The organism is Microbacterium sp. GXF7504 (assembly GCF_054798235.1).
Map to the genome: position 1 here is coordinate 71,956 of NZ_JBSJZI010000002.1, position 25,093 is coordinate 97,048.

Annotated in this window: 23 protein-coding genes; 21 read left to right on the forward strand and 2 right to left on the reverse strand. The window is 72.0% G+C overall.

What is annotated here, in order from left to right; translation table 11 throughout:
• Window positions 1-11 precede the first annotated feature (11 nt).
• The 15 genes from ACWAUO_RS04425 to ACWAUO_RS04495 all read left to right on the forward strand — a co-directional run bounded on the left by ACWAUO_RS04425 (window position 12) and on the right by ACWAUO_RS04495 (window position 14,463).
• Entirely contained in the window at window positions 12-1,424 is a 1,413-nt protein-coding gene (locus ACWAUO_RS04425; RefSeq protein ID WP_460773411.1) for a UDP-N-acetylmuramoyl-tripeptide--D-alanyl-D-alanine ligase, read from the forward strand.
• A complete protein-coding gene (mraY, locus tag ACWAUO_RS04430; RefSeq protein WP_460773413.1) occupies window positions 1,421-2,530 on the forward strand; it encodes a phospho-N-acetylmuramoyl-pentapeptide-transferase in 1,110 nt (369 codons plus the stop codon). The genes ACWAUO_RS04425 and mraY overlap by 4 nt, the downstream gene beginning before the upstream one ends.
• Entirely contained in the window at window positions 2,527-4,056 is a 1,530-nt protein-coding gene (murD, locus tag ACWAUO_RS04435; protein ID WP_460773415.1) for a UDP-N-acetylmuramoyl-L-alanine--D-glutamate ligase, read from the forward strand. The genes mraY and murD overlap by 4 nt, the downstream gene beginning before the upstream one ends.
• Window positions 4,010-5,215 (forward strand): peptidoglycan glycosyltransferase FtsW, encoded by a 1,206-nt coding sequence (locus ACWAUO_RS04440; RefSeq protein ID WP_460773416.1) that lies wholly within the window; start codon window positions 4,010-4,012, stop codon window positions 5,213-5,215. The genes murD and ACWAUO_RS04440 overlap by 47 nt, the downstream gene beginning before the upstream one ends.
• 9 nt (window positions 5,216-5,224) lie before the next feature.
• Window positions 5,225-6,301 (forward strand): UDP-N-acetylglucosamine--N-acetylmuramyl-(pentapeptide) pyrophosphoryl-undecaprenol N-acetylglucosamine transferase, encoded by a 1,077-nt coding sequence (locus ACWAUO_RS04445; protein ID WP_460773418.1) that lies wholly within the window; start codon window positions 5,225-5,227, stop codon window positions 6,299-6,301.
• Between the two features lie 58 nt (window positions 6,302-6,359).
• Window positions 6,360-7,766, forward strand: a complete 1,407-nt coding sequence (murC, locus tag ACWAUO_RS04450; RefSeq protein WP_460773420.1) for a UDP-N-acetylmuramate--L-alanine ligase — start codon at window positions 6,360-6,362, stop codon at window positions 7,764-7,766.
• Window positions 7,767-7,770: 4 nt separating this feature from the next.
• A complete protein-coding gene (locus ACWAUO_RS04455; protein ID WP_460773421.1) occupies window positions 7,771-8,760 on the forward strand; it encodes a cell division protein FtsQ/DivIB in 990 nt (329 codons plus the stop codon).
• A gap of 218 nt (window positions 8,761-8,978) precedes the next feature.
• Window positions 8,979-10,136: a cell division protein FtsZ gene (ftsZ, locus tag ACWAUO_RS04460; RefSeq protein ID WP_460773423.1), complete on the forward strand. Its 1,158-nt coding sequence runs from the start codon at window positions 8,979-8,981 to the stop codon at window positions 10,134-10,136.
• Complete coding sequence (locus tag ACWAUO_RS04465; protein WP_460773425.1) at window positions 10,133-10,840, forward strand: YggS family pyridoxal phosphate-dependent enzyme; 708 nt, start codon at window positions 10,133-10,135, stop codon at window positions 10,838-10,840. Before ftsZ ends, ACWAUO_RS04465 begins: the two co-directional genes overlap by 4 nt.
• A gap of 31 nt (window positions 10,841-10,871) precedes the next feature.
• Complete coding sequence (locus ACWAUO_RS04470; RefSeq protein ID WP_460773426.1) at window positions 10,872-11,336, forward strand: cell division protein SepF; 465 nt, start codon at window positions 10,872-10,874, stop codon at window positions 11,334-11,336.
• Window positions 11,337-11,342: 6 nt separating this feature from the next.
• Window positions 11,343-11,645, forward strand: coding sequence for a YggT family protein (locus tag ACWAUO_RS04475; RefSeq protein WP_460773427.1), 303 nt, complete (start codon window positions 11,343-11,345; stop codon window positions 11,643-11,645).
• Between the two features lie 104 nt (window positions 11,646-11,749).
• Window positions 11,750-12,352, forward strand: coding sequence for a DivIVA domain-containing protein (locus tag ACWAUO_RS04480; protein ID WP_460773429.1), 603 nt, complete (start codon window positions 11,750-11,752; stop codon window positions 12,350-12,352).
• 5 nt (window positions 12,353-12,357) lie between these two features.
• Entirely contained in the window at window positions 12,358-12,927 is a 570-nt protein-coding gene (lspA, locus tag ACWAUO_RS04485) for a signal peptidase II (protein WP_460773430.1), read from the forward strand.
• A 2-nt stretch (window positions 12,928-12,929) separates the two neighbouring features.
• Entirely contained in the window at window positions 12,930-13,850 is a 921-nt protein-coding gene (locus tag ACWAUO_RS04490; RefSeq protein ID WP_460773432.1) for an RluA family pseudouridine synthase, read from the forward strand.
• Window positions 13,851-13,890: 40 nt separating this feature from the next.
• Window positions 13,891-14,463 (forward strand): GNAT family N-acetyltransferase, encoded by a 573-nt coding sequence (locus ACWAUO_RS04495; protein ID WP_460773434.1) that lies wholly within the window; start codon window positions 13,891-13,893, stop codon window positions 14,461-14,463.
• On the opposite strand, the gene ACWAUO_RS04500 is transcribed toward ACWAUO_RS04495, so the two are convergent.
• On the reverse strand, window positions 14,460-14,933 hold the full coding sequence (locus ACWAUO_RS04500) for an NUDIX hydrolase (protein ID WP_460773435.1): 474 nt from the start codon (window positions 14,931-14,933) through the stop codon (window positions 14,460-14,462). The genes ACWAUO_RS04495 and ACWAUO_RS04500 overlap by 4 nt on opposite strands.
• 131 nt (window positions 14,934-15,064) lie before the next feature.
• On the opposite strand from ACWAUO_RS04500, the gene dnaE reads away from it, so the two are divergent.
• From dnaE to ACWAUO_RS04525, 5 genes are all read left to right on the forward strand, one after another.
• Complete coding sequence (gene dnaE, locus ACWAUO_RS04505) at window positions 15,065-18,535, forward strand: DNA polymerase III subunit alpha (protein WP_460774351.1); 3,471 nt, start codon at window positions 15,065-15,067, stop codon at window positions 18,533-18,535.
• A gap of 86 nt (window positions 18,536-18,621) precedes the next feature.
• The gene (locus ACWAUO_RS04510) at window positions 18,622-19,884 is read left to right on the forward strand and encodes a hypothetical protein (protein WP_460773437.1); all 1,263 of its coding nucleotides are present in this window, start codon (window positions 18,622-18,624) and stop codon (window positions 19,882-19,884) included.
• A gap of 64 nt (window positions 19,885-19,948) precedes the next feature.
• Window positions 19,949-21,250: a histidinol dehydrogenase gene (gene hisD, locus ACWAUO_RS04515; RefSeq protein ID WP_460773439.1), complete on the forward strand. Its 1,302-nt coding sequence runs from the start codon at window positions 19,949-19,951 to the stop codon at window positions 21,248-21,250.
• A 12-nt stretch (window positions 21,251-21,262) separates the two neighbouring features.
• Window positions 21,263-21,742, forward strand: coding sequence for a transcriptional regulator NrdR (gene nrdR / locus ACWAUO_RS04520; RefSeq protein WP_460773441.1), 480 nt, complete (start codon window positions 21,263-21,265; stop codon window positions 21,740-21,742).
• Between the two features lie 28 nt (window positions 21,743-21,770).
• Complete coding sequence (locus ACWAUO_RS04525) at window positions 21,771-22,805, forward strand: quinone-dependent dihydroorotate dehydrogenase (protein WP_460773442.1); 1,035 nt, start codon at window positions 21,771-21,773, stop codon at window positions 22,803-22,805.
• A gap of 224 nt (window positions 22,806-23,029) precedes the next feature.
• Here ACWAUO_RS04525 and ACWAUO_RS04530 read toward each other — a convergent pair whose 3' ends face one another.
• Window positions 23,030-23,599 carry a DUF3043 domain-containing protein gene (locus ACWAUO_RS04530; protein WP_460773443.1) on the reverse strand — a complete coding sequence of 190 codons (570 nt, stop codon included), beginning with the start codon at window positions 23,597-23,599 and terminating at the stop codon, window positions 23,030-23,032.
• 46 nt (window positions 23,600-23,645) lie between these two features.
• On the opposite strand from ACWAUO_RS04530, the gene ACWAUO_RS04535 reads away from it, so the two are divergent.
• On the forward strand, window positions 23,646-25,058 hold the full coding sequence (locus tag ACWAUO_RS04535) for a M20/M25/M40 family metallo-hydrolase (protein WP_460773445.1): 1,413 nt from the start codon (window positions 23,646-23,648) through the stop codon (window positions 25,056-25,058).
• Window positions 25,059-25,093 lie beyond the last annotated feature (35 nt).

The window sequence follows — 25,093 nt, forward strand, 5'->3', positions numbered from 1 at the left end:
GCACCGCTCTCATGATCGAACTCTCCCTCTCCCACATCGCGCGCACCCTCGGCGGCGAGCTCCGGCTCGCAGGTTCCGACACCCCCGAGACCCTCGTCGACGGCCCCGTCGACACGGACTCCCGACAGCTCGGCCCGGGCGGCGTCTTCTTCGCCAAGCCCGGTGCGGAGACCGACGGCCACCTCTTCGTCGGCGCCGCCGTCGCGAACGGTGCGGTCCTCGCGGTCGTCGAGCACCCGGTCGACGAGCCCGTCACCCAGATCGTCGTACCCGACGTCGTCCAGGCCCTCGCCGACCTCGCCCGCGAGGTCGTCGGCCTGGTCCGCGCCGAGGGACGGCTGCGGATCGTGGGCATCACCGGGTCCAACGGCAAGACGACCACCAAGAACCTCCTTGCCCGCATCCTCTCGGACGAGGGTGGGACGGTCGCCCCGCGGGCGTCGTTCAACAACGAGGTCGGCGCGCCGCTGACGATGCTGCGTGTCACCCGCGACACCCGCTTCCTCGTCAGCGAGTTCGGTGCCAGTGCGCCGGGCGAGATCGCCCGGCTCGCCGGTCTCGTGAACCCCGACGTCGGCGTGGTCCTCATGGTGGGTCTCGCCCACGCGGGCGGCTTCGGCGGCATCGAGGCGACCTTCCACGCCAAGTCCGAGCTCGTGAAGGCACTGCGCCCGGGCGGGCTCGCCGTCCTGAACGCCGACGACCCGCGGGTCCGGCAGATGGCGCCGATCGCCGCCGACCACGGCTGCGACGTGCGCTGGTTCGGTCGCGCCGCCGACGCCGCGGTCCGCGCCGACGACATCGAGGTGACCGCATCCGGCACCTCGTTCACCGCGACCGTCGACGGGGTTCGACTGCCCGTCCGTCTGCAGGTGCTCGGCGCACACCACGTGATGAACGCCCTCGCCGCCCTCGCCGCCGCGACCGCACTCGGCGTGGACCCCGCGGCCGCCGTCGCGCGGCTCGAGTCGGTCGAACTCGCCGAGCGCTGGCGTATGCAGCCCCTCGGATCCGACCGCGTGCGCATCATCAACGACGCCTACAACGCGAGCCCCGACTCCATGGCGGCGGCCCTGCGCACCCTCGCGCAGATCACCGCGCCGGACCAGCGCGCCGTCGCCGTGCTCGGCGCCATGAGCGAACTCGGCGAGCAGGCGGGGGAGGAGCACGACCGGATCGGCGAGCTCGCCGTCCGGCTGCGGATCCCGCGCATCGTCATCGTCGGCCAGGAGGCGCGGCGGATGTACCTCGCCGCCGTCGCCGAAGGATCCTGGAACGACGAGGCCGTGTTCTTCGCGACCGCCGACGAGGCGTACGACTACCTCATGGGCGAGCTGCGCGACGGTGACCGTGTGCTGGTGAAGTCCTCCAACTCCGTGGGGCTGCGGTTCCTCGGCGACCGTCTGGGAGAATCGTTCTCGTGAGATCCCTCCTGACTGCCGCGGCGATCTCGCTGGCGTTCACGCTCTTCCTCACCCCGGTGTTCCTGCGCCTGTTCCGAAAGTGGGGCTGGGGACAGGTCATCCGCACCCCGGAGGACATCCACAATCCGAGCCACGGCGCCAAACGCGGCACCCCGACCATGGGCGGGACGATCTTCATCGTCGGCTCGCTCGTCGGCTACTTCATCGGCACCTACGCCGGCGGCAACCCGCCGACCGTGTCGGGGCTCCTCGTCATCTGGATGATGGTCGGCTTCGGCCTCGTCGGGTTCATCGACGACTTCATGAAGGTGCGGCGGCAGAACAGCCTCGGCCTCAGCGGCTGGCGCAAGGTGTTCGGCCAGATCGTCGTCGTCATCCTCTTCGGCATCGTCGCGCTGAACTTCCCGAACGCCGACGCGCAGACCCCGGCGAGCCCCTACGTGTCGCTGTTCCGCGACATCCCGGCGCTGTCCTTCATGGCCTTCGGCGCGATCATCGGCTGGATCCTCTACCTCGCCTGGATCGCCTTCATCGGCGTCGCCTCCTCGAACTCGGTGAACGTCGCAGACGGACTCGACGGCCTCGCCGCCGGCTCCGCGATCTTCGTCACCAGCGCGCTCGCGCTCATCGCGTTCTGGCAGTTCAAGCAGCCGTGCGACCTCGCCGCGCTGGAACAGGGGCTGCAGGCCGCGTGCTACCAGACCCGCGACCCGTTCGACCTCGCGATCATCGCCGCATCCTTCATCGGTGCGCTCGTCGGGTTCCTGTGGTGGAACGCCCCGAAGGCCCAGGTCTTCATGGGCGACGTGGGGTCCATGGCGATCGGCGGCGTCATTGCGGCGCTCGCGATCCTCACCCGCACCGAGATCCTCCTCGCGGTCATCGCCGGCGTCTACGTCATCGCGTCCGGGTCGGTGATCCTGCAGCGCGGGTACTTCAAGCTCACCCGCGGCAAGCGACTGTTCCTGATGAGCCCGCTCCACCACCACCTGGAGATGCGCGGCTGGCCGGAGATCACGATCGTCGTGCGGATGTGGATCATCGCGGGGCTGCTCGCCCTCGCCGGCGTCGGCCTGTTCTACGTCGAATGGCTCGTGCGCGCATGAGCCGGACCGACGAGCTGACCAGCTGGCACGCCGACTGGAAGGGCCTGCGGGTCGCCGTGCTCGGGCTCGGCGTGACCGGGTTCTCGGTCGCCGACACGCTCACCGAGCTGGGTGCGGACGTGCTCGTGGTGACCGAGCGGTCGGAGGAGGAGTACGAGCGCCTGCTGCCGGTCATCGGCGCGCGCCTGCACACCGGCCCGCTCGACGCGGTGCCGGCGGAACTCCTCGCGCACGACCCCGAGGTCGTCATCGCCTCGCCCGGGTTCCCGCCCACGCACCCGGTGATCGCCTGGGCGACGGATGCGGGCGTGCCGCTGTGGGGCGACATCGAACTCGCCTGGCGCGTCCGCGACAAGGTCGTCCGCGCCGACGGGACGCCCGCCGAGTGGATCCTCATCACCGGCACGAACGGCAAGACCACGACGACCCAGCTCACCGCCACGATGCTCGTGGCCGGCGGACTGCGCGCCGCGCCCTGCGGCAACATCGGCGTGCCGGTGCTCGACGCGGTCCGCGACCCCGCCGGGTTCGACGTGCTCGTGGTCGAGATCTCCAGCCACCAGCTGTGGTACCTCGCCCAGAGCGACGCGGCGGTCTCGCCGCTCGCGAGCGTCTGCCTGAACCTCGCGCCCGACCACCTGCAGTGGCACGGGAGCTTCGAGGCGTACCGCGACGCGAAGGCCGCGGTCTACCGCAACACCCGCGTCGCCGCCGTCTACAACAAGGCCGACGCGGCGACCCTCCGCATGGTCGAGGACGCGGACGTCGTCGATGGGGCGCGGGCCATCGGCTTCGACCTCGGCGTGCCCGGCCCGAGCGAGGTCGGGATCGTCGAGGGCATCCTGGTCGACCGCGCGTTCCTCGAGGAGCGGCGCACCTCGGCGCTCGAGCTGACGACCGTCGACGACCTCGCATCGGTCGGGCTCGCCGCCCCGCACGTCGTCTCGAACATCCTCGCCGCGAGCGCCCTCGCCCGCGCCGCCGGGGTCGAGCCCGCCGCCATCCGTGAGGCGCTGCGCACGTTCCGCCTGGACGCGCACCGCATCGAGGTCGTGGCCGTCACCGACGGGATCACGTGGGTCGACGACTCCAAGGCGACGAACCCGCACGCCGCGGCGTCGTCGCTGACCGCCTACCCGGGCGCGATCTGGGTCGTCGGAGGCCTCCTCAAGGGCGTCGACATCGCCGAGCTCGTCGCCGCGCGCGGCCCGTCGGCGAAGGCGGCCGTCGTCATCGGCGTCGACCGCGACCCCATCACCGCGGCGTTCGCGCGACACGCGCCCGACGTCCCGCTGTTCGAGGTGGACGACACGGAGACTGAAGACGTCATGGCGCAGGTCGTCGAGCTGGCGCTCGGGGTGGCCGTGGCCGGGGACGTGGTCCTGCTCGCCCCCGCCGCCGCATCCTTCGACCAGTTCTCGTCCTACGCCGACCGCGGCCGCTCGTTCGCGCGGGCCGTGCAGGAACGACTCGGGAGGGATGCCGGTGGCGAGCACGACACCGACCCGACCCGGTCCGGGGACTGAGCCGCAGCGCGGGGGCCTCGCGGCCCGCGTCTCGCTCGGCCGGGTGTTCGCGCCCGTCCCCAGCGAGTTCCTGCTGATCGCGTCGACCGCGCTGCTGCTGACCGGCTTCGGCCTGGTCATGATCCTCTCCGCGACCTCGGCCACCTCGCAGGACCCCTACGACGCCGTGGTCAAGCAGGGCCTGTTCGCGCTGCTCGGGGTCCCGCTGATGTTCCTCGCCTCCCGGATGCCGGTGACGTTCTGGAAGAAGGCGGCGTGGCCCGTCCTCATCGGGGCGACCCTCTTCCAGCTGCTGGTGTTCACCCCGCTCGGCATCTCCAACGACGGCAACCGCAACTGGATCAGCATCGCCGGGCTCCAGGCGCAGCCGTCGGAGTTCCTGAAGCTCAGCCTCGCACTCTGGCTCGGCTTCGTGCTCGCGCGCAAGCGCACCCTGCTGGCGAACTGGAAGCACGTGTTCATCCCGGCGGTGCCCATCGCGGTCGCGGTGATGGGCACGGTCATCGCCGGGCACGACCTCGGCACGGTGCTGATCCTGGTGCTGATCCTGTTCGCGGCGCTCTTCTTCTCGGGCGTGAAGCTGCGCATCTTCATCCTCCCGGTGATCCTGGTGAGCCTCGGGGTGGCGTACTTCGCGATCGCCAGCCCCGACCGGATGCGGCGCTACCTCAGCTTCCTCAACGAGGACTGCCTCGCCGACTATTACGGCGACTGCTATCAGCCGCTGCACGGGATCTGGGGCCTTGCCGGCGGCGGGATCTTCGGGCTGGGCCTCGGCAACTCCAAGGAGAAGTACTCCTGGCTCCCGGCCGCCGCGAACGACTACATCTTCGCGATCGTGGGGGAGGAGCTGGGGCTCGTCGGCTGCCTCGTCGTGCTGGTGCTGTTCGCGCTGTACGCGGTGGGCGCGTTCCACATCATCCGCAAGACCGACGACACGTTCATCCGCATCACCGCCGGGGCGATCACCATCTGGATCGTCGGCCAGGCGCTGCTGAACGTCGGCGTCGTGCTGCGGCTGCTGCCGGTGTTCGGCGTGCCGCTGCCGTTCATGTCGCAGGGCGGCACCTCGCTCGTCTCGGTGCTGCTCGCCTCGGGCGTGCTGCTGTCGTTCGCGCGCACGCTGCCGGTGCGAACGCGGGTGCCCGCGCGAGGTTAGGCTCGACGGATGACCACGTACCTGCTGGCCGGGGGCGGGACCGCCGGCCACGTCAACCCGCTGCTGGCCGTCGCCGACGTGCTGCGCGCCCGTGAACCCGACGCCGAGGTGCTCGTGCTCGGCACCCGCGAGGGGCTCGAGGCGCGGCTCGTGCCGGACCGCGGGTACGAACTGCTCTTCGTGGACAAGGTGCCCTTCCCGCGCCGTCCGAACGGCGCGGCGCTGCGCTTCCCGGGTGCGTTCCGGCGGGCGGTCGGCCAGGTGCGCGGGCACATCCGCGACCGCCGCGTCGACGTCGTCGTCGGGTTCGGCGGCTACGCGGCCGCGCCGGCGTACGTCGCGGCACGCCGCGAACGGGTGCCCGTCGTCGTCCACGAGGCGAACGCGAAGCCGGGACTCGCGAACGTGCTCGGCGCCCGCCGCGCCGCCGCGGTCGGCGTGGCGTTCCCGGGCACGCCGCTGCGCGGCGCCGAGCCGGTCGGCATGCCGCTGCGCCGCGAGATCGTCGACCTCGACCCGGCCGCACTCCGCCCCGAGGCGGCCGCGCACTACGGGCTCGACCCGGCACGTCCCACGCTCCTCGTCTTCGGCGGATCGCTCGGCGCGCAGCGGCTGAACGAGGCCTTCACCGGTGCCGCTGCGGACGTGGTCGCCGCCGGACACCAGCTCGTCCACCTCACGGGTGCCCGCTGGCAGGGGCAGGACCCCGGCCTCGACGGGTACGTCCAGCGGCCGTACGAGGACCGCATGGACCTCGCGTTCGCGATCGCCGACGTCATCGTCTCCCGGTCGGGGGCTGCGACCGTGTCCGAGATCAGCGCCCTCGGCATCCCGGCCGTCTACGTGCCGTACGCGGTCGGCAACGGCGAGCAGGCGCTGAACGCCCGGTCCGCCGTCGCCGCGGGCGCGGCAGAGCTCATCCCCGACGCCGAGTTCACCGCCGAGCGGGTGCGGACCCAGGTGGTGCCGCTGCTGCAGGACGCGTCGAGACTGGAGCGGATGCGGTCCGCCGCCGCGTCCGTGGGCTCCCGCACCGGCGCCGAGGCCGTCGTCGCGCTCATCGACCGGGCGCTCGCGGGCAGCTGACCGGGCCCCGGCGTGGGCGGACCGGGGGCGACCCGGTCGAACCTAGACTTGACGGGTCATGATCACACCCGACCTGTCGCTCCCCATCCCCGAGACCATCGAGGCCGCCCACTTCATCGGCATCGGCGGATCCGGCATGTCGGGACTCGCCCGCATGTTCCTCGACCGCGGCATCCGCGTGTCCGGCTCCGACCGCGCCGACAGCGCCGCCCTGCGTGCGCTCGCGGAGGCGGGCGCGACGGTGTACGTCGGGCACGACGCGGCACAGCTCGGCGACGCCGACACGGTCGTCCACACCGGCGCGATCTGGCCGGAGAACCCCGAGTACGTCACCGCGAAGGAACGCGGGCTGCACGTCATCCACCGCTCGCAGGCGCTGCACTGGCTCACCCGCGGCCGGCGCCTCGTCTCCGTCGCGGGCGCGCACGGCAAGACCACCTCGACCGGCATGATCGTCACCGCGCTGCGCCGCCTCGACGCAGACCCCGGCTTCGTCAACGGCGGTGTGGTCGCCGATCTCGGCGTCTCCAGCGGCAGCGGCGCCGACGACCTCTTCGTCATCGAGGCCGACGAGTCCGACGGCACCTTCCTGCTGTACGACACCGCGGTCGCCCTCATCACCAACGTCGACCCCGACCATCTCGACCACTGGGGCTCCCGCGAGGCGTTCTTCGACGGGTTCGTCCGCTTCGCGGACGCCGCGTCCGAGGCCGTCGTCGTCTCCGCGGACGACCCGGGCGCCGTCGAGGTGCACCGCGCGCTCCGCCACCCGAACGTCATCACCTTCGGGACGGCGGCCGACGCCGACGTCCGCGTCACCGACATCGACACCGACGGCCCGGTCGTGTTCACCGTGGCCGCCGGCGGCGAGTCCGCCGCGGTGCGTCTCGGCGTCCCGGGCGCGCACAACGCCGTCAACGCGGCCGGTGCGATCGCCGTCCTGCGCACCCTCGGGTACGGCCTCGCCGCGTCGGCGGCCGCGGTGTCCGGGTTCGCCGGGACCGTCCGCCGGTTCGAACTGCACGGGGTCGAGCGCGGGGTCAGCGTCTACGACGACTACGCCCACCACCCGACCGAGGTCGAGGCCGCGCTCACGGCGGCGCGCACCGTGCTCGGGAACGGCCGGCTCATCGCCGTGCACCAGCCGCACACGTACTCGCGCACGCAGCTCATGTCGCCCCGGTTCGCCGAGGTGCTCGAACGGCTCGCCGACCAGACCGTGGTCCTCGACGTCTACGGCGCCCGCGAGGACCCCATCCCGGGCGTGACGGGCGCACTCGTGAGCGAGGCGTTCACCGACGCCGACCGCGTACGGTTCGTCGCGGACTGGCAGGAGGCGGCCGACTACACCGCATCCGTCGCGCGCGAGGGCGACTTCGTCATCACCCTCGGCTGCGGCGACGTCTACCGCATCATCCCGCAGGTGCTCGAGGCGCTCGCGCGCACGACCCCGGCGGGCCGCTGAACCGATGCGCCGCCCCACGCCGCTGCCGCCGACGGGCGGACGGCGCGACGACGTCCCGGCGCCGGCCGTCCCGATCATCCCGACGGGGCAGGGCCCGGATGCGGACGCGTCGTCCGATCTGACCGAGACCGCGCCGATCGCCCCGCTCATCCCGATGCCCGAGCCGGGGGCCGCGGTCCCGGGCACGCCGGAGGCCGGGGCGCAGGCGGCGCCGGTCGACGCGGGGGAGTCCGACGAGCGCCGGCTGGGGCTCCGCGACCTGTGGCGCGCCCGCCGCGCGCGCCGGCGTGCGCTGCGCGCAGAGGTGCGGCGGTTCACCGCCCGCCAGCGTCGGCGCCGCACGGCGTGGCTCGTCGGGGTGCTGGGCGCGCTGCTGCTCGTGGCCGGCACGGTCGGCGTCGCGTACAGCCCGCTGTTCGCCCTGCAGCGCATCGAGGTCGTCGGCACCGCGCAGCTCTCGGCCGACGAGGTCGCGGCGGCGCTGTCCGGCCAGATCGGCACGCCGCTCGCCGCGATCGACGAGTCCGAGATCAAGGCGGCGCTCGTCGGCTTCCCGCTCGTGGAGTCGTACACCCTCGAAGCGGTCCCTCCGCACGACCTCGTCGTGCGCATCGTGGAGCGCACCCCGATCGGCGCCGTCGCGACCCCCGCCGGGTACGCGTTGGTGGATGCTGCCGGGGTGGTGCTCGCGACGACCCCGGAGCCGCCCGCCGGGTACCCCGTGGTCGAGGCGTCCGGAGGGCTCTCCTCCGACGCGTTCACCGCGGCGGGGCAGGTGATGCGGGCGCTCCCGGCCGACCTGCGGGCGCAGGTCACCGCTGTGACCGCGTCGTCCCCGGACGACGTGCGGCTCACGCTGGCCGGCGCGGAGGTGGTGTGGGGCAGCGGCGACGACTCCGCCACGAAGGCCCTCGTGCTGCAGCGGATCATGGCCGGCCGTCCCGGCGCGAGCGCCTACGACGTGTCGTCGCCCAGCGCCGTCGTCGTGCGCTGAGCCGCGCCTGAGACCCGCCGCCCCGGGGGCGTTCGGACCCCGGCGCGACCCGCGCGGAAAACTCTTCCGCGACACGCCGCCCGCATCCCGGCATCCGTGCGTGCGGCCCATACCTTCAAACAAGGAATTGCATACCGGGCAACACTTTAACCTTCCACTTGAGGGTGAGGGTTCAGGGTCCGGGTGACGGAGCGGTTCGGGACGAGACGGAGGCCGGCATGAGCCAGAACCAGAACTACCTCGCGGTGATCAAGGTCGTCGGTGTCGGCGGCGGCGGCGTCAACGCCGTGAACCGCATGATCGAGCTGGGGCTGCGGGGTGTGGAGTTCATCGCGGTGAACACCGACGCGCAGGCCCTGCTGATGAGCGACGCCGACGTGAAGCTCGACGTCGGGCGGGAGCTGACCCGTGGCCTCGGCGCGGGCGCCGACCCCGAGGTCGGCCGCCGCGCGGCGGAGGACCACGCGGAGGAGATCGAGGAGGCGCTCGCGGGTGCCGACATGGTCTTCGTCACCGCGGGTGAAGGCGGCGGCACCGGCACCGGTGGCGCGCCCGTCGTCGCACGGATCGCGAAGTCCATCGGCGCGCTGACGATCGGTGTCGTCACCAAGCCCTTCTCGTTCGAGGGTCGCCGCCGCCAGAGCCAGGCCGAGGCGGGTGTCGCGAAGCTCAAGGAAGAGGTCGACACCCTCATCGTCGTGCCGAACGACCGCCTGCTCGAGATCAGCGATCGCGGCATCTCGATGATCGAGGCGTTCGCGACGGCCGACCAGGTGCTCCTTGCCGGTGTGCAGGGCATCACCGACCTCATCACCACCCCGGGCCTCATCAACCTCGACTTCGCCGACGTGAAGTCGGTCATGCAGGGTGCGGGCTCGGCGCTCATGGGCATCGGCTCCGCGCGCGGCGCCGACCGCGCGATCAAGGCGGCGGAGCTCGCCGTCGAGTCGCCGCTGCTCGAGGCGTCGATCGAGGGCGCGCACGGTGTGCTGCTCTCGATCCAGGGCGGGTCGAACCTCGGCATCTTCGAGATCAACGACGCCGCGCAGCTGGTGAAGGAGGCCGCGCACCCCGAGGCCAACATCATCTTCGGCACGGTCATCGACGACACCCTCGGCGACGAGGTGCGCGTCACGGTCATCGCCGCGGGCTTCGACGGCGGCGAGCCCTCGCCGCGCATCGAGCCGGTCGTCGCGTCGCGCCCGGTCGCGCCCGCCGTCCCGCTCCCGGTGGAGACCGACGAGCCCGCCGCCGAGGCGCCCGTGGAGGAGCCCGTGAAGCCCGTCGTCCCGGTGTCCGCGGGCATCTCCGAGCCGGCGTCCTACGACTCCGCGTTCGGTGACGACGACCTGGACATCCCCGACTTCCTGAAGTGAGCACGGAGCCCGTGGGCGACGACCTCGCGGCCCGGCTGGCCGACATCGACGCCCGGATCGCCACGGCGGCCCGGGCGGTCGGTCGTGCCCCCGAGGAGATCACCCGCATCGTGGTGACGAAGTTCCATCCGGCGTCGCTCGTGGAGCGGCTCGCCGCCCTCGGCGTGACGGATGTGGGGGAGAACCGGCAGCAGGAGCTCTCCGCGAAGGCGGCGGAGCTCGCGGGCCTCGGCCTGCGCTGGCACTTCATCGGGCAGGCGCAGACGAACAAGGCGCGCGCGGTGCGTCAGGCCGCATCCGTCGTCCACTCGGTCGACCGGGTCAAGGTGGCGGACGCGTTCGAGCGTGCCGGCGTCGACGACGCGCGCGGCCCGCTCGACGTGCTCATCCAGGTGAACCTCACCGACGACCCGGGTCGCGGCGGGGTCGCGCCGGACGCGCTCGAACCGCTCGCCGAGCACGTGCTCGGCGCGTGCGCCACGCTGCGTCTGCGCGGTCTCATGGCCGTCGCGCCGCTCGACGAGGAGCCCGCCTCGGCGTTCTCCCGACTGCACGGGTACGCCGAGCGACTGCGCCGGATCGCGCCGGAGGCGACCTGGCTCTCGGCCGGTATGACCGGCGATTTCGCGGAGGCCGTCGCGGCCGGCGCGACACACCTGCGGATCGGTTCGGCAATCACCGGTCCGCGCCCCGACCACGGATAGCCTTCCAACAGACGAGCAAACGGAGGATGCGATGTCGAACCCCCTGAAGAAGACCATGGTCTACCTCGGCCTCGCCGACGAGGAGGAGACCTTCGAGGAGCAGCAGCCCGCCACCCGTGCGTCGCGCAAGACCGAGCAGGTGGAGAAGCCCGCCGCGCCGGTCACGCCGCTGCACCGTCCGGCCGTCGTGCACCAGCCGAGTGTGGGTTCGGTCAGCGAGATCCTCACCGTCCACCCCAAGCAGTACCGCGACGCGCAGATCATCGCCGAGAACTTCCGTGAGGGCATCCCGGTGATCATCAACCTCTCGCAGATGAGCGACGCCGACGCGCGCCGCCTCATCGACTTCGCGAGCGGTCTCTCGCTGGGTCTCTACGGCCGCATCGAGCGCGTCACCAGCAAGGTCTTCCTGCTCTCGCCCGAGAACGTCGCCGTCTCCGGCGACGGCGCCGTCGCCCAGGCGGACCCGGAAGCCGCAGGCTTCCCGCAGCAGTAGTCCGCTGTGGAGGTCGTCCGCACCGTCGCCTGGATCGCGAACCTCCTGCTGCTCATCTACGTGATGGTGCTGCTGGTGCGTCTGGTCCTGGAATACATCCCGATCTTCAACCGTGACTGGCGCCCGAAGGGTGCCGGGCTGGTCGCCGCGGAGCTCGTCTACACCGTGACCGACCCGCCCATCCGGTTGTTCCGTCGTCTCATCCCGCCGCTGCGCCTGGGGCCCGTCGCGATCGACCTCGGATTCGCCCTCACGATGCTGCTCTGCTTCATGCTGCTGTCGGTCACGCGCACCCTCGCGGCGCTCTGACCCCTTCGACAGCGTCGCCGCGGCGCGGCTATGCTGTCGTGAAGCGGCCCGTACTGCGGGCACCATCCCCCTGGCACACGCCGCCACGCCCCGAGAGGAACACCATGGCATTGACTCCGGATGACGTCGTCACCAAGCAGTTCCAGCACGTCCGGTTCAAGGAGGGGTTCGACCCCGACGAGGTCGACGACTTCCTCGACGAGATCGTCGTCGAGTGGCGGAAGACGATCGCCGAGAACGAGGAGCTCAAGGCCAAGCTCGCCGCGTACGAGTCCGGTGAGACCCCGGCCGCCGCAGCGCCCGCCGAGGAGCCGGCCGCAGCTGAGCCCGCCGCGGAGGCTCCGGCCGCCGCCTCCGCCGAGGCGCCCACCGCCGCCGCGACCACCGACGCCGCCGGCATCATCGAGCTCGCCCAGCGTCTGCACGACGAGCACGTGGCCGAGGGCAAGGCGCAGCGCGACCAGCTCATCTCCGACGCCAAGGCGCAGGCCGCCTCGATCGTCGCCGAAGCCGAGGCGAAGGGCCGCGACGAGCTCGCCCGCCTCGAGAAGGAGCGCACCGTCCTGGAGGGCCGGATCACCGAGCTCCGCCAGTTCGAGCGCGACTACCGCTCGCAGCTGCGCGACCTCATCGAGGGCAAGCTCCGCGAGCTCGACGCCAGCTCGAACGCCTCGGGCAGCACGCCGGTCTCGGCGATCGGCCTGTAGGCCCGTTGTCGGCCCGGCGCCCGCTTCGACTCTCGACGGCCGGCACCCTCATCGCGATCCTCGCGGTGGCGGTGCTGGCCGTCGACCAGTTCACGAAGTTCCTCGCAATCTCCACCCTGCCCTCCGAGACGCTCGTCCCGGTGCTGGGTGACTTCTTCGGTCTCTACCTGATCCGCAACTCCGGTGCGGCGTTCTCGTTCGGCGCCGGGTTCACCTGGGTCTTCACGATCGCCCTCGCAGCGGTGGCGGTCGTCATCGTCGTGCTCGTGCGCCGGGTGCGCTCGCGTGCCTGGGCGATCGTGCTCGGACTGCTCCTCGGCGGTGTGCTCGGCAACCTGACCGACCGTCTGTTCCGCGAACCCGGGTTCGCGGTCGGCCACGTGGTGGACTTCATCTCCACCCCCTGGATGTGGTTCTGGACGACCCCGGCGATCTACAACGTCGCCGACATGTTCATCGTGACGATGATGATCGCCGTCGCCGTGCTCGTGCTCGTCGGGCTGCGCCTGGACGGCACGCGCGAGACGCGCGAGTCGCGCACGGCGACCGCCGGCGAGCAGGGACCCGAGGCCTGAGCATGGAGTCCCGCGCGCTGCCCGTGCCGGACGGGCTCGACGGCACGAGGGTCGACGCCGCGCTCGCGAAGCTCCTCGGGTTCTCGCGCACGTTCGCCGCTGAGGTCGCGGACGCCGGCGGGGTGAGCCTCGACGGGCGCGTGCTCGGCAAGTCCGACCGGCTCCGCGCCGGCGGCTGGCTCGAGGTGGGCTGGACCCCCAAGCGCGGCCCCGAGGTCGTCCCGGTCGAGGTGCCCGACCTCGGCATCGTGTACGACGACGACGACATCGTCGTGGTCGACAAGCCCTCCGGCGTGGCGGCGCACCCCTCACTCGGCTGGGAGGGCCCGACCGTGCTCGGCGCCCTCGCCGCCGGCGGATACCGCATCGCCACCTCGGGCGCCGCCGAACGGCAGGGCGTCGTGCACCGGCTGGACGTGGGGACGAGCGGGCTCATGGTCGTCGCGAAGTCGGAGCGCGCCTACACCGCGCTCAAGCGCGCGTTCAAGGAGCGGGAAGTCGAGAAGATCTACCACACCGTGGTGCAGGGCCATCCCGACCCGCTCGTCGGGACCATCGACGCGCCGATCGGGCGGCACCCGAACCACTCGTGGAAGTTCGCGGTCACCCCCGACGGCAAGGACTCCGTCACGCATTACGAGACGCTGGAGGCCTTCCGGGGCGCGTCGCTCCTGGAGGTGCACCTGGAGACCGGGCGCACGCACCAGATCCGCGTGCACATGGCCGCCCACCGGCATCCGTGCGTCGGCGACCCGCTGTACGGCGCCGACCCCACCCTCTCCGCCCGGCTCGGGCTCATCCGGCAGTGGCTGCACGCGCACGAGCTGTCGTTCGCCCACCCGCTCACCGGCGACTGGGTGACGTTCCATTCGGCGTACCCGGCCGACCTGCAACGGGCGCTCGACATCCTCCGCGAGGACTGAACCGCTTCCCTCCGGGCGGATGCGGCGGCACCATGGAGCGATGGGCATCGAGGTGCGACCGGCGACCGTGTTCGAGGACGTCGCCGCGGTGCTGGGGCCGCGCAACCCCACGTCGAACGTCTGCTTCTGCCTGACCTACCGGATCCCGTCGAAGGAGAACCAGTCGCTGGCGGGGCCCGCCCGCGGCGAGCGGGTGCGCGCGCTGTGCGCCGAGGATCCGCCGCCCGGGGTCCTCGCCTACGACGGCGACGAGCCGGTCGGTTGGGCGGCGCTCCAGCCGCGCGCGAACACCACGTTCGCGACGAACCGGCGCATCCCGCACGTGGACGACCTCGACGTCTGGTCGCTCTGGTGCGTGCGGGTGCGCCCCGGCCACCGCAAGCAGGGCATCGCGCACACGCTCGTGGCGGGTGCGGTCGAGGCCGCCCGCGACCTCGGTGCACCGGCGGTGGAGGCGTACCCGGTCGACAACGGCGGCCGGAAGGTCGACCTCACGATGGCCTATGTGGGCACGCGCGCGCTGTTCGAGCGCGCCGGGTTCGAGAAGGCCGCCGACACCTCGTCGGTGCTGAACGGCTTCCCGCGCGTCCTGATGCGGCTGGACCTGCGCTAGCGCCCGCCCTCGAAGCGGGCCGCGGGGCCGTCCTCGAGCGCTGCGAGCACCCGGGCGCGCATCTCGGCGCCCAGGCCCGACAGGTCGGCGAGCGGCGCCCATCCGACCTCCGTCATCTCGCCGTCCACGGGGCGCGGCTCACCCGAGACCCAGCTGCACCGGAAGGTGAGGTCGAGGTAGTCGGTCTGGTCGCCGTTGGCGTAGGTGACCCGCGGGATCTGGTGCACCCAGGCCAGCCGATCGGCGCGGACCACGACCCCGGCCTCCTCGAGCGCCTCCCGCACGGCCGCGTCGGCGGGCTCCTCGCCGGGGTCCACGATCCCGGTGATCGGGGTGAGCGCGCCGGTGTCGCTGCGCCGGCCGAGCAGCACCTCGTCGCCGCGCACGATCACGGCCGTGACACCGGTGAGGAACAGCGGCCGGGTGCCGACGAACCGGCGCAGTTCCAGGATGAAGTCGGGTGTCGCCATGCGTCCCACACTATGGCGCCCGGTCCGGCCGACGCGCGACACGGCCCGGGCCGCCTGTCGGGGGCGGAACGTAGACTCGACACGTGGCAGCCGACTCCTTCGTTCACCTCCACGTGCACAGCGAGTACTCGATGCTCGACGGGGCGGCCCGGATCGGGCCGATGGTGCAGGAGGCGAAGAAGCTGGGGATGCCGGCGATCGCCGTCACCGACCACGGCAACACCTTCGCCGCGTTCGAGTTCTACAAGACCGCGAAGGCCGAGGGCATCAAGCCGATCATCGGCATCGAGGCGTACGTCACGCCGGGGACGCACCGTTCCGACAAGTCCCGCGTGCGGTGGGGGTCGCCCGAGCAGAACGACGACGACGTCTCGGGTGGTGGCGCGTACACGCACATGACGCTGCTCTCGCAGAGCACCGAGGGCATGCACAACCTGTTCCGGCTGTCGTCGCTGTCGAGCATCGAGGGCTACTACTTCAAGCCCCGGATGGACCGCGAGCTGCTGCAGAAGTACGCGAAAGGGCTCATCGCCACCACCGGATGCCCGTCGGGCGAGGTGCAGACGCGTCTCCGGCTCGGCCAGTACGACGCCGCACGCGCCGCCGCCGCGGAGTTCCAGGACATCTTCGGCAAGGAGAACTACTTCGCCGAGATCATGGACCACGGGCTCTCGATCGAGCGCCGCGTGATGACCGACCTCCTCCGGATCTCCAAGGACCTCTCGATCCCGCTCGTCGCCACCAACGACCTGCACTACACGCACCAGCACGACGCCACCTCGCACGCCGCGCTCCTGTGCGTGCAGTCCGGCTCGACCCTCGACGACCCGAAGCGGTTCAAGTTCGACGGCGACGGGTACTACGTGAAGTCCGCCTCCGAGATGCGGCAGATCTTCCGCGACCACCCGGAGGCGTGCGACAACACGCTGCTCATCGCAGAGCGCTGCGAGGTGGAGTTCGACACGAGCGCGAACTACATGCCGCGCTTCCCGGTCCCGGAGGGGGAGACCGAGGAGTCCTGGTTCATCAAGGAGGTCGAGAAGGGCCTCCACGAGCGTTACCCGAACGGCATCCCCGACGACGTGCGCAAGCAGGCCGAGTACGAGGTCGGCGTCATCACGCAGATGAAGTTCCCGGGGTACTTCCTCGTCGTCGCCGACTTCATCAACTGGGCCAAGCGCAACGGCATCCGGGTGGGGCCCGGTCGTGGGTCGGGTGCGGGTTCCATGGCCGCGTACGCCATGCGCATCACCGACCTGGACCCGCTCCAGCACGGCCTCATCTTCGAGCGGTTCCTCAACCCGGACCGCGTCTCCATGCCCGACTTCGACGTCGACTTCGACGACCGTCGGCGCTCCGAGGTCATCCAGTACGTGACCGAGAAGTACGGCGACGAGCGCGTGGCGCAGATCGTCACCTACGGCACGATCAAGGCCAAGCAGGCGCTGAAGGACGCCGGGCGCGTGCTCGGCTTCCCGTTCAGCATGGGGGAGAAGCTCACCAAGGCGATGCCGCCGGCGGTCATGGGCAAGGACATGCCGCTCACCGGCATGTTCGACCCCTCGCACCCCCGGTACAAGGAGGCGAGCGAGTTCCGCGCGGTGGTCGAGACCGACCCCGAGGCGAAGACCGTGTTCGACACGGCGCTGGGGTTGGAGAACCTGAAGCGGCAGTGGGGTGTGCACGCCGCGGGTGTGATCATGTCCAGCCATCCGCTGCTCGACATCATCCCGATCATGAAGCGGGAGCAGGACGGGCAGATCGTCACCCAGTTCGACTACCCGGCGTGCGAGTCGCTCGGCCTGATCAAGATGGACTTCCTGGGGCTGCGGAACCTCACGATCATCTCCGACGCGCTCGACAACATCGCCGCCAACCGCGGCGAGCCCCTCGTGCTCGAGGACCTCCCGCTCGACGACCGCGAGTCCTACGACCTGCTCAGCCGCGGTGACACCCTCGGCGTGTTCCAGCTCGACGGCGGCCCGATGCGGTCGCTCCTGCGCCTCATGCGCCCCGACAACTTCGAGGACATCTCGGCCGTCATCGCGCTCTACCGCCCCGGTCCGATGGGCGCGAACTCGCACATCAACTACGCGCTGCGCAAGAACGGGCAGCAGGAGATCACCCCGATCCACCCCGAGCTCGAGGAGCCCCTGAAGGACATCCTCGAGACGACCTACGGCCTGATCATCTACCAGGAGCAGGTCATGGCCATCGCGCAGCGCGTCGCCGGCTTCTCGCTCGGTCAGGCCGACATCCTCCGCCGCGCGATGGGCAAGAAGAAGAAGTCGGAGCTCGACAAGCAGTACGAGGGCTTCCACGGCGGCATGGTCGAACGCGGGTTCGGCGAAGGCGCCATCAAGGCGCTGTGGGACATCCTGCTGCCGTTCTCGGACTACGCGTTCAACAAGGCGCACTCGGCCGCGTACGGCCTGGTGTCGTACTGGACCGCCTACCTGAAGGCCCACTACCCGGCGGAGTACATGGCCGCGCTGCTGACGAGCGTCGGCGACTCCAAGGACAAGATGGCGGTGTACCTCAACGAGTGCCGCCGGATGGGCATCAAGGTGCTGCCGCCGGACGTCGGCGCGTCGATCAACTTCTTCGCCGCCGTCGGGGAGGACATCCGGTTCGGCCTCGGCGCGGTCCGCAACGTCGGCTCGAACGTCGTCGACGGCATCATCCAGGCGCGCGAGAAGGAGCCGTTCAGCTCCTTCCACGACTTCCTCGACAAGGTGCCGCCGCACGTGGCCAACAAGCGCACCGTGGAGTCGCTCATCAAGGCCGGCGCCTTCGACTCGCTGGGCGACACCCGCCGTGCCCTGCACGAGATCCACGAGGAAGCGGTCGAGGCCGCCGTCGACCTCAAGCGCAAGGAGGCGACCGGAGCGGTCGCGTTCGACTTCGACAGCCTGTGGGAGGCGGAGGAGCAGGCGGCGCCGCCGAAGGTGGAGCCCCGTCCGGAGTGGACGAAGAAGGACAAGCTCGCGTTCGAGCGCGAGATGCTCGGTCTCTACGTGTCGGACCACCCGCTCGCGGGCCTCGAGATCCCGCTCGCCAAGCACGCCTCGATCGGCATCCACGACCTGCTCGCGTCCGACGACATCGCGGACGGCGAGCAGGTGACGATCGCGGGACTCGTGACCAGCGTCCAGCACCGGGTCGCGAAGTCGAGCGGCAACCCGTACGGCATGATCACCGTCGAGGACTTCAACGGCGAGATCACCGTGATGTTCATGGGCAAGACCTACACCGAGTTCGCGTCCATGCTCGTCGCGGACTCGATCCTCGCCGTGCGCGGCCGCGTCTCGCGACGTGACGACGGCATGAACCTGCACGCGCAGAGCGCGTTCGCGCCCGATCTCGGCGCCGTGGACGAATCGGGCCCCCTCGTGCTCATGATCCCGGAGCAGCGCGCGAGCGAGACCGTCGTGGGCGAACTCGCGGCCGTGCTGCACCGGCATCGGGGCGACACAGAGGTGACGCTGAAGCTGCACCGCGGTGGGACGGCGAAGGTCTTCGAGGTCCCGCACCCGGTGCGGCTGTCGGCCGACCTCTACGGCGAGCTCAAGGGCCTGCTCGGCCCGTCCTGCCTCGGCTGAGGAGAGCCTGAGGCGGCGGAGAACCCGCACGGTTAGGATCGAAGGTCTTCGAGGCCCCGGTCTCCCGCATCCCGGAAGGAATCGACATGACGGACGACATGCACACGGACGGCCCCGCGCCGGTGACCGAGGAGCCGGTCGTCGCGGACGCCCCCGCGGCCGACCCGCAGTACGGCGTCGGCCCCTTCTCCATCCGTGAGACGGCGATCGGCGGCATCTGGCTCGTCGCCTTCGTCCTCTCGTTCATCCCGGTCTTCGGCGGCGGCACGTCGCTGTGGGGCCTCGGCCTCTCCTGGGTGCTCACCATCGGTGTGCCCACCGTGGCGGTCTTCCTGCTCGTCCTGCGCCGGCTCTCGCCGGACGGCATCCGTCGGGTCGGCTCGCTCGGGATCGACCAGTTCGCGTCCGTCGCGTTCTCGGTCGCCGCCGTCTCCTGGCTCGCGTTCGTCTGGCAGCAGGTCTCGATCGCGATCGTCACCGGCGTCACCGGCGCCGGCAGCTGGCTCATCTGGATCGAGTTCATCCTCATGCTCGGCGGCGTCGCCTGCACCGTGTTCGCGCCGCTGCTGCCGGTGCTCCGCGAGGACTTCCGGCACCGCCCGGAGTCGGTCGCGCACCCGGCCGCGCGCCGGCTGCGCCCGATCGCGAAGCGCCCGCCGCGTCCGGCGGCGCCCGCCCCGGCCGGCGCCGGTGCGCACGCGTCCGGGCAGCCGGCCCCCGCGTTCCAGCAGCCCGGCCCCGGGTTCCAGCAGCAGGTCCCCGCGTGGGACGGACGGCAGCAGCCCGCGTACGCCGCGGCTCCGACGGCGCAGCCCGCCCCCGCGGAGGAGGCCGAGACCACCGTGCTCGACCGCCTCGATCCGACCGCGCACGCGGAGCCGGCCGCGGTCGCCGCGGACGAGCCGGCGACCGCCCCGCAGGACGACCCGCTCGCGGTGTTCGAGCCGGATGCGACGCCCGAACCCGTGGCGGAGTCCGAGGCGGTGGCCGAGCGCGAGTCCGCGTTCGAGCCGGAGCCGGTGACCGCCGTGTACGACGTCGCGGCCGAGCCCGTGCAGGACCAGCCCGTGCAGGACGAGCCCGTGCAGGCCGAGCCCGTGCAGGACGAGCCCGTGCAGGCCGAGCCCGTGCAGGACGAGCCGGCGGCGGAGCAGCCCGCGCCGCAGGCGTTCTGGGTGCTCGCGCCGGAGGAGCGCGACGTGCTGGACGCGTCCGGCGCGCCGATCTTCCGCATCGGCCCCACCGCGTGGGCGCTCGTCATCGAGGATCGCGGCGAGGTCTTCGTGATGCGTCACGAGGACGGCCGCATCGGCTACCTCCACGACGTGTCCGGGGTCACCCGCGGCTGATCCCGCGCCCGGTGCGGCTGCTGCGCGCACCGGGCGCCCAGCCCGCGCGCGGTAGCCTGGAGGGATGCTGCGCACCATCGATCTGAGAGGTCGGGCCCTGTCCCCGGCCGAGCTGCTGGCCGCCGTCCCCCGTGCCGACGTGGCACGCGAGAGCGCGCTCACCACCGCCGCGCAGATCGTCCACGACGTCGCCGCCCGCGGCGAGGAGGCGCTCCGCGAGCAGGCCGAGCGGTTCGACGGCGCGTCCGGGCACGCCATCCGCGTCCCGGCCGCACACCTCGAGGAGGCCGTCGCGGGGCTCGCCCCGCAGGTGCGCGCCGCGCTCGAGGAGGCCATCGCGCGGGTGCGCACCGCATCCGCCGCCCAGGTCCCCGGCCCGGTCGTGACCGAACTCGGTGCGGGTGCCCGCGTCACCCAGCGGTGGCAGCCGGTCCGGCGGGTGGGCGTGTACGTGCCCGGCGGCAAGGCCGTCTACCCCTCCAGCGTGGTCATGAACGTCGTCCCGGCCCAGGTCGCCGGTGTCGAGGTCGTCGCGCTCGCGTCGCCGCCGCAGCGGGAGTTCGACGGCCGGGTGCACCCGGTGATCCTCGCCGCCGCGCACCTGCTCGGTGTCACGGAGGTCTACGCCATGGGCGGCGCCGGTGCGATCGGCGCACTCGCCTACGGCGTCGAGAGCATCGGCCTCGACCCGGTCGACGTCGTGACCGGCCCCGGCAACAACTTCGTCGCCGCCGCCAAGCGGGCCGTCGCCGGGCTCGTCGGCACCGACTCCGAGGCGGGCGCCACCGAGATCCTCATCGTCGCCGACGAGCACGCCGACCCGCGCCTGGTGGCCGCCGACCTCATCAGCCAGGCCGAGCACGACGAGCAGGCGTCCGCCGTCCTGGTCACCGCCTCGGAGCAGCTCGCGCAGCAGGTGACCGCCGAGATCACGATCCGTGCACCCCGCACCCGGCACGCCGAGCGGGTCGCGGTGGCCCTCGACGGCCCGCAGTCCGCGATCGTGCTCGTCGACGACCTCGCACAGGCGACCGCGTTCAGCAACGCGTACGCGCCCGAGCACCTCGAACTCCACCTCGCCGACCCCGACCCCGCGGCGTTCGTGAACGCCGGCGCCGTGTTCGTCGGCGACCACACCCCGGTCAGCCTCGGCGACTACCTCGCGGGCAGCAACCACGTGCTGCCCACCGGGGGTCAGGCCCGCTACGCCGCGGGCCTGTCCGCGGCGACGTTCCTCCGGCCGCAGCAGGTCATCGAGTACGACCGCGACGCCCTCGCCGCCGTCCGGCACGACATCGTCACCCTCGCCCAGGCCGAGGCGCTGCCCGCGCACGGCGAGGCCGTCGAAGCCCGCTTCGAGGGATAACCTGGCGCTGTCATGCATTGCCCCTTCTGCCGTCACCCCGACTCCCGCGTCATCGACTCCCGCACCAGCGACGACGGACTCAGCATCCGTCGCCGTCGCCAATGCCCCGAATGCGGCGGTCGGTTCTCGACCATCGAGACCGCGAGCCTGAACGTGATCAAGCGTTCCGGCGTCATCGAGCCGTTCAGCCGCGAGAAGGTCATGTCCGGCGTCCGCAAGGCCTGCCAGGGTCGGCCCGTCACCGAGGCCGACCTCGCGATCCTCGCCCAGAAGGTCGAGGAGGCCGTCCGTCAGACCGGGTCGTCGCAGATCGACACGAACGAGATCGGCCTCGCCATCCTCGGCCCGCTCCGCGAGCTCGACGAGGTCGCGTACCTCCGGTTCGCGAGCGTCTACCGTGCGTTCGAGTCGCTCGAGGACTTCGAATCCTCGATCGCCGAGCTGCGCGCCGACCGTGCCGCCCGGCTCAGCCAGCCCGGCGCGCAGGAGTGAGCGCCGCGGGCGGGTAGCCTGGCAGACGATGTATCCGCTGCTCTTCCGCACCGTCCTCTCGCGCATGGACCCCGAGTCCGCGCACCACCTCGCGATGGCGGTGATCCGGATGCTGGGCGTCCCGCCGTTCTCCGCGGCCGCCCGCGCCCTCACCCGCCCCGACCCGTCGCTGCGCACCCGTGCGCTCGGCCTGGAGTTCGACTCGCCGTTCGGCGTCGCAGCCGGGTTCGACAAGGACGTGAAGGGCGCCGCCGGGCTCCACGCGCTCGGGTTCGGTCACGTGGAGGTCGGCACGGTCACGGCGCTGCCGCAGGACGGCAACCCGCGACCACGCCTGTTCCGCCTCGTCCCGGACCGCGCGGTCGTGAACCGCATGGGCTTCAACAACAAGGGCGCGCACGCCGCGGCGAGGCGCCTCGCGAAGCTGCGCCGGCGTCGGAACCGCCCCGTGCTCGGCGTGAACATCGGCAAGAGCCGCGTGGTCGACGTCGCCGACGCGACCACCGACTACGTGCGCAGCGCCGTGCTGCTCGCCCCGCTCGCCGACTACCTCGTGGTGAACGTGTCGTCGCCGAACACGCCCGGCCTGCGCGGCCTGCAGGCCGTCGAGACGCTGCGTCCGCTGCTCGAGTCGGTCCGCGACGCCGCCGGCTCGACCCCGTTGCTGGTGAAGTTCGCGCCCGACCTGCCCGACGACGAGATCGCCGCGGTCGCGATGCTCGCGGTCGATCTGGGGCTCGCCGGCGTCATCGCCACCAACACGACGATCTCGCGGACGGGGCTGCGCACCGATCCGGCCGTCGTCGCCGCGGCGGGGGAGGGCGGCCTGAGCGGCGCCCCCCTGAAGGAGCGTGCACTGCAGGCGCTGCGGATCGTGCGCGAGGCCGTGCCGGACCCGGACTTCTGCGTGATCTCCGTCGGCGGGGTCGAGACCTCGGCGGACGTCCAGGAGCGCCTCGCCGCCGGTGCGACGCTCGTGCAGGGCTACACCGCGTTCCTGTACCGCGGCCCGCTCTGGGCGCGGCAGCTGAACCGCGGGCTCGCCGCCGCATCCCGCCGCTGACGCGTCGCCGCCGCATCCCGCCGCTGACGCGTCGCCGCCGCATCCCGCCGCTGACGCGTCGCCGCCGCATCCCGCCGCTCACGCGTCGCCGCCGCATCCCACCGCCGCCGCTCACGCGTCCTCGCCGAAACTGCAACTGCGCCACGAGACTGCTGCCATTGTCGGCAGTCTCGTGGCGCAGTTGCTGTCTCGCGGTCCCGGAGGGACGGCGGGGGAGCGGCGGGTCAGAGGGAGCGGCGGGCGCCGCGCTTGACCTGCGGCTTCGGCAGGCGCATGAAGCGCATCTGCACGGTGCGCATCGCGGCATACCAGCCGAGGCCCTTCTCCATGTTGTCGCCGAACTTGCGGCGCGCGGCCTTCTTCACGCGGATGGAGGTGATCACCATGTCGATGACGGTGAGGATCACGAAGGCCCACAGGACGGCGTAGGCGTAGACCTGCACGAGCGGGATGTTCACGAACATCAGCAGCAGGACCGCGACCATGATCGGCATGACCCACTCGCCGACGTTCCAGCCGCCGTCGACCCAGTCGCGCACGAACCGGCGCTGGGGGCCCTTGTCGCGGGCGGTCAGGTAGCGGTCGTCACCCGCGGCCATGCCGAGCCGCGCCTTCTCGCGCTGCTCGGCGAGCTGCGCCTTCGCGCGCGCCTTGGCCTCCTTGGTGTCGGGCACGAGCGGCCGCTTGCGCGCGGCCTCGCGCTCGGCGCGGGTCGGCGTCGGCCGGCCCTTGCCGTTCGCCGGTGCCGGGGCGGCGGCGTCGTCGGATGCGGATTCGGCGGAGGTCTTGGCCACGGGGATCCTCGGAAGTCGGGTCGGGGTGCCTCCTAAGATTACCCGCATGACATCCGAGAACACCCGGAAGGATGCGGTCCACGAGGCCGCGGCCGCCGGCATCCCCACCGCCCTCGCCGACCTGGGGGCGCTCGTGCGCATCCCCTCCATCGCCTGGCCCGCCTTCGACCAGACGCAGCTGCAGCGCAGCGCCGAGGCGGTCGCGGCCCTCGCGGAGGGCACCGGGGTGTTCGATGAGGTGCGGGTGCTGCGCGCCGCCACCGGCGAGACGCTGCCCGACGGCGCCGCCGAACTCGGGCAGCCCGCCGTGCTGGCCACGCGTGCTGCTCGGAACGGCGCCCCCACCGTGCTGCTGTACGCCCACCACGACGTGCAGCCGGTCGGCGACGAGGCGCTGTGGGACTCGCCGCCGTTCGAGCCGACCGTCCGCGACGGTCGCCTGTACGGCCGCGGCGCGGCCGACGACAAGGCCGGCGTCATGGTGCACATCGCCGCGATCCGTGCACTCCGCGACGCGCTCGGCGACGACTTCGACCTGGGGCTCGCGATGTTCATCGAGGGGGAGGAGGAGTACGGCTCCCGTTCGTTCGCGCAGTTCCTCGCCGACAACCGCGAGGCGCTCCGGGGCGACGTCATCGTCGTCGCCGACTCCGGCAACCTCGACACCGACACGCCCGCGCTGACCGTCTCGCTCCGCGGCAACGCCCGCTTCACCCTCACCGTCCGCACCCTCGACCACGCCTCCCACTCCGGCATGTTCGGCGGTGCGGTCCCCGACGCGATGATGGCGACCATCCGCCTGCTGGCGACCCTGTGGGATGCGGACGGCTCCGTGGCCGTCGCCGGCCTCACCGAGCGCGACGCGCCGACGCCGCCGCCCTACGACGAGGCCGCCCTCCGCGCCGAGGCCGGTCTGCCCGAGGGTGTCGACCCCGTCGGCACCGGGACGATCCTCGGACGCATCTGGAACAAGCCCTCCATCACCGTGACCGGGATCGACGCGCCGACCGTGGCGACGGCCTCCAACACGCTCTCGCCCGAGGTGCGTGTCGTCGTCAGCGCGCGCGTCGCGCCGGGACAGCCCGCCCGCGAGGCCTACGAGGCGATCGCCGCGCACCTGCGCGCCCACGCCCCGTTCGGTGCGCGGCTGGAGTTCTCCGACGTGGACTGCGGCGACGCGTTCCTCGTCGACACCGAGGGGTGGGCCGCCGCGATCGCACGGGAGAGCCTCACCGAGGGCTACGGCCGGGAGGCCGTCGACGTGGGCGTGGGCGGTTCGATCCCGTTCATCGCCGACCTCGTGCGCACGTTCCCCGGCGCGCAGATCCTGGTGACCGGCATCGAGGACCCGCACACCCGGGCACACAGCCCCAACGAGTCGCTGCACCTGGAGACCTTCCGTCGTGCGGTGCTCAGCGAGGCGCTGCTGCTGGAGAACATCGATCGCCACCGGCCCTGACACGCCGATCGCGCGTAGAATCGGTTGTGACCAGC